The following is a 15,198-nucleotide window of genomic DNA, read 5'->3' on the forward strand; positions in this document are numbered from 1 at the left end:
TGTTGCAACCGTGATCGAGGCAATGGGTCAGTTCGGCCCACTGGAAACCGCAGGCCCGCTCGTGGTGTGGCTCGTGGTGGTGACCTTCGTCTTCATCGAATGCGCCGTCATCATCGGCCTGTTCCTTCCCGGTGACTCCATGCTCATCACCGCCGGAATCGTCATGGCCACCCATGCATCGGGCACCGGCCACATATGGGCGTTGTCCGTCGGCGCGATGATCGCGGCCATCGCAGGCAACCAGGTGGGGTACGTCATCGGGCACCGCACCGGTTCCACACTCGTCGCGCGCAAGAACGGCAAGTACCTCAACACCAAGAACCTGCACAAGGTGAACCTGCTGCTGGAGAAACACGGTTTCTGGGCCGTGCTCGTCGCCCGCTGGATTCCCTGGGTGCGGACGCTCTGCCCGATGGTCGCGGGCGCAGCCAAGATGAACCATCGCCGCTACACGATCGCCAGCACGCTCGGCGCGATCATCTGGGCGCCGGTACTACTGCTGGCAGGGTTCTACTTCGGTAGCTTCCTCGACATGGTGCCGTGGCTGCTGCCCGCGGTTCTGATCGGGATGATCGTGCTTCTGGTCTTCGGCACCGGCGTCGGCATCTGGCAGTACCGCAAGGAAATGTCGAAGCCGTCCGAGACCATCGAGGTCGAAGAAGTCCTCGAATAACTCAGTCCTTACGGGCGACGACGAAGATGCGCCGGAACGGAAACAGCGTTCCCGACGCGGTCGACGGGTACGCGTCGCGCAGGAGGTCTCGATACTGTTCGACGAACACCGGCCGGGTCTCGTCGTCGAGTGCATCCAGGACGGGCCGCAGGCCCGTTCCCGTCACCCACCGCAGCACCGGGTCCTCGCCCTGCAGAACGTGGACGTAGCTGGTCTCCCACGCGTCGACGGTCAATCCCGCGTCGAGCATCGCCGACGCGTACTGCTCGGCGGAGTCGACGCTGTCACCTCCGCGTAGAACGCCGCTCAGAGTCGACGCCCACTCGTCGGATTCCGCGAGGCGACGCATCAGGACGTGAGAGGGAGCGTCGAAGTTGCCCGGAACCTGGAAGGCAAGGGTGCTGGACGCGCCCAGTTGCGATGCCCACGTCGCCAGGAGCTCTCGGTGGTGAGGTACCCACTGCAGGGCCGCATTGGACACGACGACGTCCACGCCGGTCGCGTCGAAATCGGAGATGTCTCCTTGCCGGACGGTCACGCCGGCGGGCAGATCCGACGGTTGGTCGGCCACCATCTCGGCCGACGAGTCGAGTCCGGTGATGTGGGCCGTCGGCCACCGCTGCGCCAGCGTGGCGGTCTGTACGCCGGTCCCGCATCCGAGGTCGACGACGGTATCGGGTGATTCGTGTCTGATCCGAGCGACCAGTTCGTAATACGGACGAGTCCGCTCGTCCGCGTAGTGCCCGTATATCGTCGGATTCCACGAAGTCCCCATAGCCAGTACCTTAGCTAACGAAAGCCTGCGTCCGCCACGGTGTACGCGGCCTCCATCAACATCCAGCCGCTCAGCTGCACCGCGAAATCGCGCTCCGGCACCGCCGACGAACGCACCGTTCCGCCGCTGAACTTCGCCACCGAATGCCCGGGCCCGGGAAGCGTGGCCTGCGATTCCCACGCTGCACCGAAGAGTGGATGATCCTCGACTTCCAGGCGGTTCTCCCAGGCCGCCTCCGCCGACGCGAGCACGATCGACGCGGCCAGTGCGCGGGTGGACCGATCGTCGTCGCTGTCGCCGGGCAAGGTTGTCGCGACCAGCGCCAGGTAGCGGGCCAGGATGCCGTCGAACAAACCGCCGTCGCCGCCTCCCCCGCCGACGATCACCAGGTCACGACACAGTCGATCGTCCACCGCCGTCACCAGCGCGTGCACCCGGGCACGATGACGCGGACCCCCTAGCCGCACCGCAAGTTCCGTTTCGATGCCCAGCACCACACCCTGGCAGTAGCTGTAGATCGCACGATCGAGCACGTCGCCGGTACGGATGCCGTCGAAGATCAGACCCGTCTCGGGATCCTTCAGCGTGACGTCCATCCAATCGGCCATGGCTTGCGCTCGCCACAACCGACCCGTCCGGGCCAGCAGAATCGAGGCGGGTCCGTTGGCCGGGGCGTTGTAGAAATCGTCGCCCCTGCGCCAGGGGATGCCGCCTCCTGCCTGCGGAGACCATGCGTCGAACAGCTCCATCTCGATCTTCTGGATCCCGACGCGGTTGCCGACGGCATGCAGCCGCTGAGCCCGCTCGAGAGCAAGCCCGAGCCAGGCCATGTCGTCGAAATAGTTGTTGGTCCAGCCGGTGATGTTTCGAATGCGGTGCGCACGAGCAATTTTGGTCACTCGGCGGCGCCTCTTGGCGGTGGGCTCGCGGCTCGCTGCATCGACCGCACAATCGAGCAGGTGCGCCTGCCACCAGTAATGCCACTTCAGGAACAGTCGCTCCCGCCGAACAGGCGGCCACGCCACGACGCCGAGCGCCGTACCGGGCAAGCCCCACAATCGACGCACGTGTCGCGCGACGACGGCCCCCTCCGCAGCGTCCGCGCGCTGCGCCCATAGCTCCTGCATGATCGGCAATCCTGCCACTTGCCCGGGGGCGAAGCACAAACAGTCAGGGCCAGGCTTGTGACAAGTCGGCATGACGCCGGATCCACGAGTGCATGGCGATTCCGGCCGCAACGCCCGCGTTGATGCTGCGAGTGGACCCGAACTGCGCGATGGACACCGTCATCGACGCGCCGTTGCGTGCATCCTCGGTCACCCCAGGCCCCTCCTGCCCGAACAGCAGCAGGCAATCCCTCGGAAGTTCCGCGGTCTCGATCGGCACCGAACCCGGCGTGTTGTCGACCGCGACGACCGTCAGACCCTCGGCGGCGGCGTAGGCGAGGAGGTCGTCGACGGTGTCGTGGTGGTGGATGTGCTGGTATCGATCGGTGACCATCGCGCCGCGCCTGTTCCAGCGGCGCCGCCCGACGATGTGAACCGCCTGCGCGGCAAACGCATTGGCGGTGCGCACGACCGTCCCGATGTTCGCGTCGTTGGCGAAGTTCTCGATTGCGACGTGCAGCGAATGACGCCTCGTGTCGATGTCGGCGACGATGGCCTCCCGCGTCCAGTAGCGGTAGGCGTCGACGACATTGCGCCGGTCCCCGGCGTCGAGCAGCTCGGGATCGAACTGCGGTCCCGTCGGCCGGGGTTCGTCGTGGTGCTGTTCCCACGGTCCGACGCCGTTGGGGTTGTCTCCCCACTCGGTCGGACCTGATACATCGATGTCGCTCAATAGATTTCGTTGCTGTCGGCGGCGATGCGGAAGCCGTGACCGGTCTCGTCGTTGGTGCACGAGATGCCGCCGGCCGTCGACTCGCAGGAGTACCCGTCGGCGTTGATGACCTGCCCGACTGCGAGCGGAGGATCGATCGTCTCGCCGCCCGAGGTGTACACCGCACCACCGGAACACATGAACTCGGCCTCACCCTCGTTGGTGACCCGAATGCCGTTGCCCCAGCTGATCATGCAGTCCTCGGGCCGCGGAGGAACCGGCGACGTCGTGCCCTGGCAGCCCGCTTCGGTACGGCTGGCCAGCGTGACGATCCCGCACTGGAACAACCCGTCCGGCGAGGAGAAGTAGTACGCACCGTCGAGTGCCGCGTACGTCGTCTGCGGCGGCGCGGGCTCGGGTGCGGGTTCCGGCGGGGGCGGCGGCGGGGCTTCGGTGGACGGCGGCGGCAACACCGGTTCCACCGTCGTCGTCGGCGGCGCGACGGTTGTCGTCGTGGTAGCCGGTGCGGACGTCGCATCCGCACCGGATTCGCTACCGCACGCGGACAGTACGGCCACGATCGCCACCGATGCTGCCAGTACCGAACGCTTCTTCAAGCGCGCTCTCGCCATGAAAGAACCCGACCCCACTTTCGCTCATCATGTTGCAGAGCGACCCTACCGGCGAACCGAAACCCGTGCCGTTCGGTGGTGCGTGGCAGGGGTCGATGGGTCGAGCAGGATCAGGTGTGGCTCAGGCGGCGGTTGACTTCGCGGGTGAGCCAGGCCGGCGAGAACCTGGATCCGAGCGACAACGCCTTGGACTGCAATCCGACCGGGAAGTGAACCTTGCGCAGTGCCTTGTTCCGCCGCAGTCCCTTCGCGGGGCGGGTGGCGTCGAAGATCGCCTGGGATACGTCGTCGGCGGTGAGTTTGATGCCGAGCGAGTTGGTCGTTCCGGTGGAGACGCCCTGAGTCATCGCGGTCTGAACGAAGAGCGGCCACATGGCCTTGACGGAAATGTCGTACTTGGCCCACTCGAGATCGAGCGCCTCGGTGACACCGCGTACGGCGAACTTCGTCGCGCCGTAGGTGACCAGCTCCGGCTGACCGTAGATGGCCGACGCCGAGCACAGGTTCACGACCTGGGCGTTTCTGGTTGCCTTGAGGTAGGGGAACGCAGCGAGAGTGCCGTACACGACGCCGTTGAAGTTGATGTCGATCTGACGCTTGTGCACCTCGAGCGGCATGTCCTCGAACTGGCCCGCGACGAGGATGCCTGCGTTGTTGACGAGGACGTCGAGCCGGCCGTGGGCCTCGGCGTCGAACTCCTTCAACCGAGCCTCCCACTGCTTGGGGTCGGTGACGTCCAGGGTTCCCGTCACGACGCGTCCGCCGGCGGAGGTGATCTCCTTACCGAGCGACGCCAACCCGGTTTCGTCGATGTCGTAGGCCCCGACGAGGTATCCGGAGCGAGCGAACTTCAGAGCAGTGGATCGTCCGATCCCGGCAGCAGCGCCGGTGATGAACACAGTTGGTGTAGACACCTCGACAGAATAGGCGTTACCAGGGTTATCGGTAAGACCTCCGACAACTTTTCAGGGCTATTCTGGATGTGGCCTGTAGGAGATGTGGGTGAATCACAAACGAACTTTGCGCGCGATAGTAGTCGTCACAGTGGGCTACGTCGCCGTCCTGGCGGTGTGGGCGCTGTGGTTCCGACCGTCGGCGCCCCCGGGAACCCTGCCTTACCAACTTGCCGCTCTGATCGCCGGTTTCGGAGCTGCGCTCGGCCTGTCCATGCTGGTGGCGAACCGCCGGACCGCCGAACAGCGACAGATCGCCCGCAACGGCGTCGAAGGTTGGGCCACCATCGAGGAAGTGCACCCACTCGACGACAACCGAAGCGAACTTCAACTGCAGTTCACCGTGCCCGGCTCGGAGTCGTTCTCCGGCCGCATCGTCTACGCCATCCCTCGCTCGGAGATCTCGAGGTTCGCCGAAGGCGCAGTCGTGCCGATCATGGTCGATCCGGACGACCACCACCGCGTTCTACTTCTTCCGAGACAGACCTTCGACGAGGAATAGCTGAGCCACCGCGTAGGTCGCGAGAATCACTCCCTCCGCCGCTCGCCGATGCGACTCCGTGGTCAACAGCAGCCGCCGAGCCACGATCAACGCGTCGGACACCGTGAAGAGCACACCGCCGAGAGCGATTCTCGACGCCGGATCCGCACCGGGAACGACGACGCCGGCCGCCGTTCTCGCGCCGGGCACGAGCGTCGGGTCCGCGGCAAGCGTCGACATCGATGCCAGCGTCAGTCCGTACGCGCCGAGGCCGGGTGCGACGTCGGGCGAACGCGCTGCCATCGACACGACCGCGAGAAGCCAGCCCGCCGCTCGCGGCGCCGCCGCCGATGCGGTGACGCGTGCACCTCGAGCGCGAAGAAGCCCGCAGTAGCACCCCTGCATCACGGCGAACGAGGCGGCGCCGTGCAGGATCCGCGAATCGTCGTCCGGGTCGAGTAGAAGAACGTCGCCGACGGTTGCTGCGGTGAGCGCCAGACCCAGCGTCGACGCAGGCTTGGGCAACCCCGCCATCAGCGATGGAGCGATCAACGGCTTCGCGAAGCGATGCAGTCTGTCTGCGCCGAGGACCGCTCCGAGCACCGTGGCTGCCGACGCCGAGGCGAACGCCGTTCTGGACAACGTCGAGCGGTTCATCGAGGCACTCCGAGTTCGTCGACCAGACCATTCGTTGAACTAACCAATTGTGTGATGCTGGCCCCTTCGCCTTGATTCAGGGCTGTACACCTTGTCATCGTTGGAAGGTAAACACACGATTCGACACGTTGGGACGACAATGCGCAGGAAACACACCGATGATCGTAGGGCGACCATGGAAGGTCTCGCCTACGCTTCGAACCCGCTGCTCCGTCGCTCCGACCGCATCCAGGCACGGCTGAAGACCATCCTCACCACCCTGACGATTCTGATGCTTCCCGTTGCTGCGTGGCTCGCGATGACGACGCTGTCGTTCCAGAACGAGCAGGTCTCCGCGCAGCAGTACACCCGGCACGCCGTCACCGCCGAGACCGTGTCCGTCACTCCCCCCTCGCCGCTCGTTCAGTCCGACTTCAGCTCGCAGAGCAGCTCCACCGTCGACGCCACCTGGACGTACCAGGGCGTCGAGCACACCGGCCAGGTGTCCGTCGTGAGCGGCTCGCCGGTGGGTACCGAAGTGGATATCTGGGTCGACGACAACGGCATCCGAGCATCACAGCCACTGTCGAATTCCGACGCCATCGCCGCCGCCGCCTTCACGGGCATCGGCAGCCTGTTCCTGGCCGGACTCCTTTTCTACGGCATTTACTCCGCCACCCGGTTCCGCCTCGACAACAAGCGCGACGCGGACTGGGACCTCGCCATCAAGAACTTCATGGACGAGAACAGCCTGAGCTGAACGTCGTACCTACGTGAAAGTCCCGGCCACACGGCCGGGACTTTTTCGTTTCCATCGCCGGTTTGCAAATATAGTTAGCTTATGTAAGCTTATGGGAGTGCAGCAACCGTCTTCCGATCAGCATCTCCGCGACCTGCTCTCCGAGCTGGTCACGGGATCGTCCCGGTTCGTTCGCCTCGCCGCGCACTTCGGCTCCGACGAGTGGCCCAAGGCCTGGATGCGAGCGCTGTCCCTCCTCGAGGAATACCAACCCCTACGAGTCAGCGACTTCGCTCGCCTCGATCGCTGCTCGCAGCCGTCGGCGACGTCGCTGCTGGGAAAGCTCGCCACAGCCGGGCTCGTCGAACGCACGACCGACCCGAGCGACTCGCGCGCGGTCGTCGCCCGGATGTCCGACGCCGGCGCCCAATGGCTGGCCGCCGGACGACGCCAGATCGCCGACGGCCTGCTGCCGTACCTGTCCGAACTGGACCCGGAGCAACTACAGAAACTGACCGACGGACTGAGCGAGCTTCGCAGCGTGCTCAAATCGTCGATCACGGATTGAAAGGAACCTCGTCGTGGGGAACTCAGCCGTGAGTACGAACACCGAGAGCTTGCTGAAACAGCCGAAGGCCGTGTGGGCAGTCGCTTTTGCGAGTGTCATCGCCTTCATGGGTATCGGCTTGGTCGATCCCATCCTCAAACCCATCGGCGAACAACTCGATGCGTCACCGTCCCAGGTGTCGTTGCTGTTCACCAGCTACATGCTGGTCACCGGCGTCGCGATGCTCATCACCGGCGTAGTGTCCAGCCGCTTCGGCCCGAAACGGACACTGCTGGCCGGTCTTGCCATCATCGTCGTATTCGCTGCTCTCGCAGGAGTTTCCGGATCAGTCGGTGAGATCATCGGGTTCCGCGCCGGCTGGGGTCTCGGAAACGCGTTGTTCATCGCAACTGCGTTGTCGACGATCGTCGGTGCCGCATCGGGAGGCGTCGCGCGCGCGATCATCCTGTACGAAGCAGCACTGGGTATCGGCATCGCAACTGGACCGCTCGTCGGTGGTGTGCTCGGCGGATTCTCCTGGCGTGGACCGTTCTTCGGCGTTGCGGCGCTGATGGCCGTCGCGTTCATTCTGTTGATCGTCATGCTGCCGGACACTCCCAAGCCCGCTCACACGACGTCGATACTCGATCCGTTCCGTGCACTTCGCCACCGCGGACTGCTCACCGTCGGCATCACCGCACTTCTGTACAACTACGGTTTCTTCACCCTCCTCGCCTACACCCCGTTTCCGCTCGACATGGGCACGTACAGCATCGGTTTCATCTTCTTCGGCTGGGGCCTGTGCCTCGCCGTGGCATCAGTGTTCCTCGCCCCGAAGTTGCAGCGCGCGTACGGAACTCTGAACATGATGATGCTTTCGCTGCTCCTCTTTGCCGTCGACCTCGGAGTGATGGCCCTGTTCACCGAGACCAAGACGGTACTGATCGTCGGCACCGTCGTCGCCGGACTGTTCCTCGGCGTGAACAACACGCTCATCACCGAAACCGTGATGATCTCCGCACCCGTGGAGCGCTCGACCGCCTCGGCGGCCTACAGCTTCGTCCGCTTCGTGGGCGGCGCGGCAGCACCGTACCTCGCGGGCAAGCTGGGAGAGAGCAACGCTCATGTCCCGTTCTGGGTCGGCGCGGTTTGCACCCTTCTGGCGATCGTCGTCCTGTCGACCGGCCGCAAGGTCCTCGCCCACGTCGACGATCACGACCCCGCACCTCACAGTGTCGACGAGGCCCGGGCAGTCACCGTCGGCGACTGAGATTTCATCCTCTGATGTTCACTTTCGTCACACCAACACCATCAGTAACAGTTGCATAACCAATTCCTTGGTAAACCCTGAGAGACCTTTCGGTCCGTTACGGTCCATGCAGCACAAGTACGTGTGCCTCACTAAAAGCATTTCCGGATCGGGACGGAGGTGTCGGTGGCTCCGGCCACCAGGACCGAAGGGCTTGAACATCCATGTCACAGAAGTCGATCGCCCGTTCGCGGAGGACTCGCATCGCCGCCGCCGGAGCCGCCGTCGCACTCTCCTTCGCACTGGCTGCACCAGGAATTGCCGCAGCACAGGAGGAGACTCCGCCACCGTCGAACAGCGTCGCCGAGCAGGCACCTACCGATCCGCCGGCCGACGAGCAGGCGCCCACCGGGGAAGCAGCCACGCCGTCGGGAGATGCACTCGTGCAACCGCCTGCGGATGTTCCTGCACCCGGCGCAGGTGATGCGTCGGCAGCAGCGGTGCCTGCACCCGAAGCACCGTCGACCGATCGACCTCTCCCCCAGGTAACGGGCGGGGTCGTGTTCAACGACGACGGCACGGCGACGATCAACGTCGACATCGTCCCGCAGCTCAGCGACGCCGAGAAGCAAGCGCTCGCGGACGCCGAGGCCAAGAGCAAAGCCGCTGCGGAGGCATCCACCGCGGCGCAGGCTCGTCTCGATGCAGCCGTCGCCGCAGATGCCGCGGCAAGTACCGCGGTCACCAAGGCAGAGCTCGCTGCGGCGGACGCGGTGGTGAAGGCCAAGAAGGCCGACGCCGACGCAACAGCCGCCGAACTGGACCGCATCGCTGCCGTCGGAGCGGTGAACAAGGCCAAGGCCGACACCGCAGCTCTCGAAGCAGCGAATACTGCGGCTGCACAGGCCAAGACCGACGCCGACACTGCCGCAGCCACAGCCCTCGCCGAGGCAGACCGGTTGGAAGCCGAAGCGGCCGGTGCCGGTGACCCGGAAGCGGTGGAGGCCGCAGCGGCAGCACGTGCCGACGCGACCGCCAAGGCCGAGCTTGCTGCCACCGCGTCTGCCGACGCCGAAGCAGCTGCCACGGCGCTGCAGGATTCGATCGTCGCAGTGCAGGATTCGTTCAAGACTCTCAACCTCGCCAAGGTGAGTGCCGCTGTCCGCGCGGCGGCGGCCAGAGCAGCCGAATCGCTGTCGGCGGCCATTGCCGCACGCACAGCGTTGGACGTCTCCGCGGCAGCCGAGGCCAACGCACGGGATCTCGAAGCGACAGCGGCGACGTCGACGGAGGCAGCAACCGCCGCGAACAAAGCTGCTGCCGACGCACGGACCGCTGCGACTGCAGCCCAGGAGAAGGCCACTGCGGCTGCGGCCGCGGCAACGCAAGCGCAGGCCGACCTCGACGCAGCACCGTCGGATGCGGACATCGCAGCACTCGAAAAGGCCGCCGCCGATGCAGAGGCCGCGGTCGAGGAAGCCAATGCGGCACTGGCCACCGCGGAAGCCGACGTGACGCGAACCGAAGCCGATCTGACGGCAGCTCAGGCCGCGTCCGACACCGCAGCAGCGGACGTGAAGGCTGCGCAGACCGCAGCGACCGAGGCCAAGACGGCAGCCGATGCAGCGACCAAGGCCGAAGCCGATCTGAAGGCCAAGGCAGCTGAATTGGCGGCGAGCGGACCGAAATTCAGCTGGACCATCAACATCGGCGGGACGACGAAGGACGACGTCCCCGTGACCCAGGTCGACGACACCACGGTGGTCGTCGACGAGACCGGTGTGGAATTGGTGGGCGTGTCCAACGAGGACGGATCGTTCACGGTCGCGGACTACTTCACCACCGACGACGACGGTGTCACCGTCCTTGCCGGAGAACTGCCCGCTGTCGATCTGGCACTGGGCGATTCGTCCACCGAAGCGTCGGGCGATTCGGACAGCTCGTCCGCGACACCGGCAATCTTGGCCGGCGTCGGCGTCGTCGCTGTTGCCGCGGTGGGTGGCGGGCTCTACCTGCGTCGTCGCAACTCGACCGATGCATCTGCGTAAGTTCGCAGTCGCGATCGCTCTGGGTGTCACACTGACCGGCTGTGCGCAGTCGGAGCCGGCCAGTGTGACACCGCCCGATCGGTCGGCGGTGGAGGCGCAGATTTCTGCGGCTCCACCGTCTCCGGTTGCTCCCGCGCAACCGGAGTGGATCGAGCTACGATCCGCCGAGTCGCAGACCTACATGAGCAGCACGGTCAATCCCGACGGCCTGTACCGCGACTCGTCGCAAGTACTCAACCCCGTGGACGAGCGACCCGCGTGGTGGGCCGAGAGCGGGCTACCCGGAACCGACACTGAGCAGACAGTGGTCGTGGTGGGCCACAACTACTCGACGCGGGACGCACCGTTTCGGTCACTCGGAGTGGCGCAGGTCGGCGACATCGTCGTAGTGCGCACAGCGACCGGCACTCTCGAATACGGCGTCGAATCGGTCGGGCCTCTGCCGAAGGGCTCCCTCCTGGCCGACAACGACCTGCGAGCGCAGGTCCCCGGCCGACTGATCCTCGCCAACTGCGACGTACGCAACGGCGAACCGACGGGAGACAACTTCTTCGTCGTCGCGCAGCTGGTGTGAGTGTTCGTGTAGGCCGTGACCCACACGAACACTCACAAACCGAGGTCGCCCAACCCGAGGAGCGAGCGGTATTCGAGGCCCTCGGCTGCGATGATGTCGTCGGCGCCTGTGGCCCGGTCGACGACGGTGGCTACGCCGACGACCGTGGCACCGGCGTCGCGGAGGGCTTTCACCGCGGTCAGGGGTGAGTTGCCGGTCGTCGTCGTGTCCTCGACCACCAGAACGCGCTTGCCGACGATGTCGGGTCCTTCGATCTGCCTCTGCATGCCGTGGGCCTTGGCGGCCTTGCGCACGACGAAGCCGTCGATCGGGCGGCCTTCCGCGTGGACGATGGACAGCGCGACGGGATCGGCTCCCATCGTCAGGCCGCCGACGGAGTCGAAGTCCCAGTCGGCCACCAATTCGCGCATCAGCGTTCCGATCAACGCGCTCGCGCGGTGATGCAGCGTTGCGCGTCTGAGGTCGACGTAGTAATCGGCTTCCTTGCCGGATGACAACGTCACCTTGCCGTGGACTACGGCCAGTTCACGAACCAGCTCGGCCAGTTCGGCACGCTGGGCACTGTCGGCCATGTGAGGTTCCCTTCGGTCGATTCAGTCGATGAATCTACCGGCCGGAATCCCACAGGCTCAGGCGGGCACGTCCTCCGGCTTTTCGTCGGCGACGAGGTCGACGTGCTCGACGAACGGCTCGGGCGGAACCACCTTCAGTACCGTGGCCATGGGCTTGGTCGCGAACGAACTACGCAGCTGCGCCAACGCGTACGCATTGTCGTTGTACACGCGCACTGCGCCGGCGATGCGCTTCTCCGTTGTTTCCAGGTCGCCGGCGGGGCCTTGGAAAGCCCAGTTGGATCGCAACTTGGGGTGGGTGTCGGACTCGGACAGCACTGCGTGCACCGCCGCCGACAGCGCGTTCTCGGCGGCTGCCTGTGCCTGAAGACCGAGGTTCTTGTCTCGTACCGCCTTGGACCACGACCTCGCGCCGACGAGCTGACGAACCAGATCCTGGTCCAGGCCGGACGATTCGACGGCCGCGATGAACGGCTCCAGCTGAACGTAGCGACGCTCGAGCTCCACGGTCACCAGCTGCCTGCTCGCGGCCGTGTTCGACCGATAACGCCGCACCCGACGCTCGACGCTCGCCGCGTAGGCGAGAACTGCAAGTACGAGGATCGCCACGATCACGAAAACAGTCACAAGGTCTGAATTTAACGGTGATACTCGAATCGCGCTCGGAGGCTCGCCCATACGCGCCGAAGTCGCCTAGGTTCGGCCGCGACCTCGACCGACCAGATTCGTCAGCTTCCGCACAGCACTCTTGGGGACCTTGGTGCCGAGCGCCGTCAGGACCTTGTACTGCGCGCCCGGCACACTGATGACTTTGCCCTTGCCCAGATCACGCATGGATTCACGCACGACCTGTTCCACGTTCAGCCACATGAACTTCGGGATGCTGGACATCTCGATGCCCGCGCGCTGGTGGAACTCGGTGCGCACGAACCCGGGGCACAGTGCCTGCACCTGGACACCCGTGCCGGCGAGGCCACCGGACAGTCCTTCGGAGAACGAGATGACGTACGCCTTGGACGCCGAGTACGTCGATCCGCGGCCGGACAGAATGCCCGCAACACTCGCCACGTTGACCACGGTGCCTTTCGCGGCAGCAACCATCGACGGAAGCGCTGCTCGGGTCAACTGCATCACCGCGGTGACGTTGACGTCGAGCTGCGCCTGCAGCAGCTCGGGTTCCGCTGTCCAGAACTCACCCGAAGTTCCGAAACCTGCGTTGTTGACGAGAAATTCGACGCCCCGGCTCAGCCGCTCGGCGACGACGTCCCGTCCCGCCTGGGTGGCCAGATCCGCCGGGATGATCTCCGAGTCGGCTCCGAAGCGGACGCGCAGGTCGTCCGCGAGCGAACGCAGCCCCACCTCGTTCCTGGCAACGAGCACGAGGTCGTAGCCGCGAGCAGCGAGGTGAGTGGCGAATCCTGCGCCGAGACCGGACGTCGGTCCGGTGACGAGGGCAACCGGGCGCACGGTGAGGGGGGACGCTGGTTCGATCGGTTCGGCGGTCATGAAACTGAAGGCTACGGTGCGATCGACGTGTTGTGGAGTCCCACACCGCCGAATGTCCGGTCCTGCGGATCAGTCCTGGCGGCGGCGGTCCGAGTCGCGAGTGATGGGTGTCGGACGGCTCGGTGGCCGGGGTCCGGACGGTTGGATGACGGGACCGGAACGCAGCGGCGGCCTGGGCTCGGGACGCCGCACCTCGGGGCGCGCCTGCCGGGGTTCCGGATTCTGGCGGGGTTCCGGGCTCCGACGAGGCTCGGAGCTCTGCCTGGGTGCTGGGCTCTGCCTGGGCACTGGGCTCTGCCTGGCTTCTGGGTTCTGCCTGGGTTCTGGGCTTTGGCGCCCGACGGTGGTTTCGGGTCGACTGCGCTGCGGAGGGCTGGTTCGAGCGGGACCGGATGGACGTCGGTTGTTGACGGGCGGGAGTACATGCAGCATCCCGGACAGTCGCGCCACTGCGTCGATGGCGGCGTCCCAGTCGCGTCCGGTGCTGCCGAGCGGCAACGATCCGAGTGTCCAGTCGTTCTCGCTCCACAGCAGGTTCAGGCCGGCCGGAACGGATTCGGTGAACGCAGCCATGCGTTGATCGCACACGCGGCGCGCCACTTCGACGTTCGTCGCGAACACGACACGGGGGCCGATAGACCCGAGCAGCTCCATGTCCGATTCGCGCGGAGGCGGCGTCGACTTCAACCGAAGGTCGATGTCCACGTCGGATCCGACGGGTCGTTGGACTGCAACGATCGTCGACGTCTCCTCGACGTCGAACAGTACGAACTTCTCGCCACGTCGAACTCCGCTCACGAGGTCCACCGCAGTGGTCTGCTCGGGCTTGGCGAGTGCAGCACGACGGAACTGCAACACGATGTCGTCGTCGGACGCCTCGTACGTGTATCCCTGCGCCTTGGCCCACATCTGCCGTACCCGGCCTACCTGGTCCCGGCGCGAACGGTCGATGTACAGAAGGGCGACCGCACCAAGGAGGGCGATCGCTGCAAGTCCGAACCACATAGCCGTCATCGAGGGTCAGCTTATAGCGTCCAGCGGTTCGGCCTCGTGATGGCTCACCCGCCCAGGTCGGGGGTTTCCACGATGATGTCCGCCGTGATGGCACCGTTCTCCATGGGGCTGCCGTTCACGACGACGAGCGACCCGACCTTCAGCGAGGAGGCGTCGAAGCCGGACAGGGACAGGACCTGCGTCTGCGGGGTGACGAGAACCGTGACGGGGGCGCCGTCGATGCCCTGGATCGTCAGAGTCGGACCGTCGATGGCGGTGATGTTTCCGATCGCCGCGCCGGAGTTCCCCAGAATTTCCGGGATACCTCCCGGGACGAGTCCACCGGGAGCCGACGGTGGCGCGAGGGGCGCCTGGCTCGGTGGGAGCGTGGGGATCGGGGCCAGGCTGGTCGGTGGCCGAACCGCGACGTCTTCGGTGTCGGATCGTTGATTGGTCAACACCAGAATTCCTGCCAGCACGACGACCGCCAGCGCGGCCAGGGCGACGAGCGCGAACATCCACCGCCGCGGCCCCTTCGGCTCGGGCGGAGCCTGATACTCGCCGTACTCGGGCGGAGCCTGGTGTTGCCTCGGGTCGTACGCCGGAAACACCTGGGTCGGGTTGGGCTGCTGGGCTGGGTACTGCTGCTGCGGCGAGTACTGCTGGGGATATCCGTACTGCTGCGTCGGCTGGTCCTGGTAGGGCTGTGCCTGCTGGTAGGGCTGTGCCTGCTGATAGGGCTGTGCCTGCTGATAGGGCTGTGCCTGCTGATAGGGCTGGGAATCCGGGTACGGCTGAGTGTCCGGATATGCCTGCCAGCCGTCGGCGACGTAATCGGGTTCGGGACGATCCGGAGGCGGATTCGCGGTGCCGTCTTCCCACGGCCGGTCGTGGGGTCCTTCCGCGGGCTCCACTCTCGCGCGCTGACCGTCCGGATGACTCATGACACCGAGGGTACGTCCGGCACCTCGCGGGTGACGAACGTCCAGGCGTGCACAGAGC

The 15,198-nt window shown here is 65.7% G+C and carries 18 protein-coding genes; 7 read left to right on the top strand and 11 right to left on the bottom strand.

The genetic code is table 11. From position 1 onward, the window contains the following. Nucleotides 1-22: 22 nt before the first annotated feature. Nucleotides 23-673, top strand: coding sequence for a DedA family protein (locus BH95_RS15425; RefSeq protein ID WP_033188616.1), 651 nt, complete (start codon nucleotides 23-25; stop codon nucleotides 671-673). Between the two features lies 1 nt (nucleotide 674). On the opposite strand, the gene BH95_RS15430 is transcribed toward BH95_RS15425, so the two are convergent. The 5 genes from BH95_RS15430 to BH95_RS15450 form a co-directional block, all read right to left on the bottom strand. Then, nucleotides 675-1,448: a trans-aconitate 2-methyltransferase gene (locus BH95_RS15430; protein WP_037143462.1), complete on the bottom strand. Its 774-nt coding sequence runs from the start codon at nucleotides 1,446-1,448 to the stop codon at nucleotides 675-677. A 14-nt stretch (nucleotides 1,449-1,462) separates the two neighbouring features. Continuing rightward, nucleotides 1,463-2,575 (bottom strand): glycoside hydrolase family 76 protein, encoded by a 1,113-nt coding sequence (locus tag BH95_RS15435; RefSeq protein WP_026348263.1) that lies wholly within the window; start codon nucleotides 2,573-2,575, stop codon nucleotides 1,463-1,465. Nucleotides 2,576-2,618: 43 nt separating this feature from the next. Continuing rightward, the gene (locus tag BH95_RS15440) at nucleotides 2,619-3,287 is read right to left on the bottom strand and encodes a TrmH family RNA methyltransferase (protein ID WP_037182999.1); all 669 of its coding nucleotides are present in this window, start codon (nucleotides 3,285-3,287) and stop codon (nucleotides 2,619-2,621) included. After that, entirely contained in the window at nucleotides 3,284-3,898 is a 615-nt protein-coding gene (locus BH95_RS15445) for a DUF6636 domain-containing protein (protein ID WP_026348262.1), read from the bottom strand. The genes BH95_RS15440 and BH95_RS15445 overlap by 4 nt, the downstream gene beginning before the upstream one ends. Nucleotides 3,899-4,008: 110 nt before the next feature. Continuing rightward, entirely contained in the window at nucleotides 4,009-4,812 is an 804-nt protein-coding gene (locus BH95_RS15450) for an SDR family oxidoreductase (RefSeq protein WP_027499102.1), read from the bottom strand. Nucleotides 4,813-4,900: 88 nt separating this feature from the next. On the opposite strand from BH95_RS15450, the gene BH95_RS15455 reads away from it, so the two are divergent. Next, the gene (locus BH95_RS15455; protein WP_037185166.1) at nucleotides 4,901-5,353 is read left to right on the top strand and encodes a hypothetical protein; all 453 of its coding nucleotides are present in this window, start codon (nucleotides 4,901-4,903) and stop codon (nucleotides 5,351-5,353) included. Here the strand turns inward: BH95_RS15455 and BH95_RS15460 are convergent. Further along, a complete protein-coding gene (locus tag BH95_RS15460; RefSeq protein ID WP_037143459.1) occupies nucleotides 5,318-5,989 on the bottom strand; it encodes a lysoplasmalogenase family protein in 672 nt (223 codons plus the stop codon). The genes BH95_RS15455 and BH95_RS15460 overlap by 36 nt on opposite strands. Nucleotides 5,990-6,164: 175 nt before the next feature. Here BH95_RS15460 and BH95_RS15465 point away from each other — a divergent pair, with 175 nt between their 5' ends. From BH95_RS15465 to BH95_RS15485, 5 genes are all read left to right on the top strand, one after another. Further along, entirely contained in the window at nucleotides 6,165-6,728 is a 564-nt protein-coding gene (locus tag BH95_RS15465; protein WP_019667892.1) for an Rv1733c family protein, read from the top strand. A 91-nt stretch (nucleotides 6,729-6,819) separates the two neighbouring features. Next, nucleotides 6,820-7,275: a MarR family winged helix-turn-helix transcriptional regulator gene (locus BH95_RS15470; protein ID WP_037183001.1), complete on the top strand. Its 456-nt coding sequence runs from the start codon at nucleotides 6,820-6,822 to the stop codon at nucleotides 7,273-7,275. A 13-nt stretch (nucleotides 7,276-7,288) separates the two neighbouring features. Then, complete coding sequence (locus BH95_RS15475) at nucleotides 7,289-8,524, top strand: MFS transporter (protein ID WP_037183004.1); 1,236 nt, start codon at nucleotides 7,289-7,291, stop codon at nucleotides 8,522-8,524. A gap of 203 nt (nucleotides 8,525-8,727) precedes the next feature. Beyond that, complete coding sequence (locus tag BH95_RS15480; RefSeq protein WP_037183007.1) at nucleotides 8,728-10,551, top strand: hypothetical protein; 1,824 nt, start codon at nucleotides 8,728-8,730, stop codon at nucleotides 10,549-10,551. Continuing rightward, a complete protein-coding gene (locus tag BH95_RS15485; RefSeq protein ID WP_037143447.1) occupies nucleotides 10,538-11,125 on the top strand; it encodes a class F sortase in 588 nt (195 codons plus the stop codon). The genes BH95_RS15480 and BH95_RS15485 overlap by 14 nt, the downstream gene beginning before the upstream one ends. A gap of 32 nt (nucleotides 11,126-11,157) precedes the next feature. Here the strand turns inward: BH95_RS15485 and pyrE are convergent, their stop codons facing one another. The 5 genes from pyrE to BH95_RS15510 form a co-directional block, all read right to left on the bottom strand. Continuing rightward, the gene (pyrE, locus tag BH95_RS15490; protein WP_037143444.1) at nucleotides 11,158-11,697 is read right to left on the bottom strand and encodes an orotate phosphoribosyltransferase; all 540 of its coding nucleotides are present in this window, start codon (nucleotides 11,695-11,697) and stop codon (nucleotides 11,158-11,160) included. A 57-nt stretch (nucleotides 11,698-11,754) separates the two neighbouring features. Then, nucleotides 11,755-12,324, bottom strand: coding sequence for a LemA family protein (locus BH95_RS15495; RefSeq protein ID WP_019663122.1), 570 nt, complete (start codon nucleotides 12,322-12,324; stop codon nucleotides 11,755-11,757). Between the two features lie 66 nt (nucleotides 12,325-12,390). After that, nucleotides 12,391-13,203, bottom strand: a complete 813-nt coding sequence (locus BH95_RS15500) for an SDR family NAD(P)-dependent oxidoreductase (RefSeq protein ID WP_019663121.1) — start codon at nucleotides 13,201-13,203, stop codon at nucleotides 12,391-12,393. Between the two features lie 69 nt (nucleotides 13,204-13,272). After that, nucleotides 13,273-14,208 carry a hypothetical protein gene (locus BH95_RS15505; RefSeq protein ID WP_037183011.1) on the bottom strand — a complete coding sequence of 312 codons (936 nt, stop codon included), beginning with the start codon at nucleotides 14,206-14,208 and terminating at the stop codon, nucleotides 13,273-13,275. A gap of 53 nt (nucleotides 14,209-14,261) precedes the next feature. Next, the gene (locus tag BH95_RS15510; RefSeq protein WP_244164979.1) at nucleotides 14,262-15,140 is read right to left on the bottom strand and encodes a DUF5666 domain-containing protein; all 879 of its coding nucleotides are present in this window, start codon (nucleotides 15,138-15,140) and stop codon (nucleotides 14,262-14,264) included. Nucleotides 15,141-15,198 lie beyond the last annotated feature (58 nt).

Source organism: Rhodococcoides fascians A44A, assembly GCF_000760735.1.
GTDB lineage: Bacteria > Actinomycetota > Actinomycetes > Mycobacteriales > Mycobacteriaceae > Rhodococcoides > Rhodococcoides fascians_E.

Excerpts from the sequence above, each read along its gene's own strand:
- BH95_RS15425 (WP_033188616.1), top strand. The coding sequence starts at position 23 with ATGGGTCAGTTCGGCCCACTGGAAACCGCAGGCCCGCTCGTGGTGTGG.
- BH95_RS15430 (WP_037143462.1), bottom strand. The coding sequence starts at position 1,448 with ATGGGGACTTCGTGGAATCCGACGATATACGGGCACTACGCGGACGAG.
- BH95_RS15435 (WP_026348263.1), bottom strand. The coding sequence starts at position 2,575 with ATGCAGGAGCTATGGGCGCAGCGCGCGGACGCTGCGGAGGGGGCCGTC.
- BH95_RS15445 (WP_026348262.1), bottom strand. The coding sequence starts at position 3,898 with ATGGCGAGAGCGCGCTTGAAGAAGCGTTCGGTACTGGCAGCATCGGTG.
- BH95_RS15460 (WP_037143459.1), bottom strand. The coding sequence starts at position 5,989 with ATGAACCGCTCGACGTTGTCCAGAACGGCGTTCGCCTCGGCGTCGGCA.
- BH95_RS15465 (WP_019667892.1), top strand. The coding sequence starts at position 6,165 with ATGGAAGGTCTCGCCTACGCTTCGAACCCGCTGCTCCGTCGCTCCGAC.
- BH95_RS15470 (WP_037183001.1), top strand. The coding sequence starts at position 6,820 with ATGGGAGTGCAGCAACCGTCTTCCGATCAGCATCTCCGCGACCTGCTC.
- BH95_RS15480 (WP_037183007.1), top strand. The coding sequence starts at position 8,728 with ATGTCACAGAAGTCGATCGCCCGTTCGCGGAGGACTCGCATCGCCGCC.
- BH95_RS15485 (WP_037143447.1), top strand. The coding sequence starts at position 10,538 with ATGCATCTGCGTAAGTTCGCAGTCGCGATCGCTCTGGGTGTCACACTG.
- pyrE (WP_037143444.1), bottom strand. The coding sequence starts at position 11,697 with ATGGCCGACAGTGCCCAGCGTGCCGAACTGGCCGAGCTGGTTCGTGAA.
- BH95_RS15500 (WP_019663121.1), bottom strand. The coding sequence starts at position 13,203 with ATGACCGCCGAACCGATCGAACCAGCGTCCCCCCTCACCGTGCGCCCG.
- BH95_RS15505 (WP_037183011.1), bottom strand. The coding sequence starts at position 14,208 with ATGTGGTTCGGACTTGCAGCGATCGCCCTCCTTGGTGCGGTCGCCCTT.
- BH95_RS15510 (WP_244164979.1), bottom strand. The coding sequence starts at position 15,140 with ATGAGTCATCCGGACGGTCAGCGCGCGAGAGTGGAGCCCGCGGAAGGA.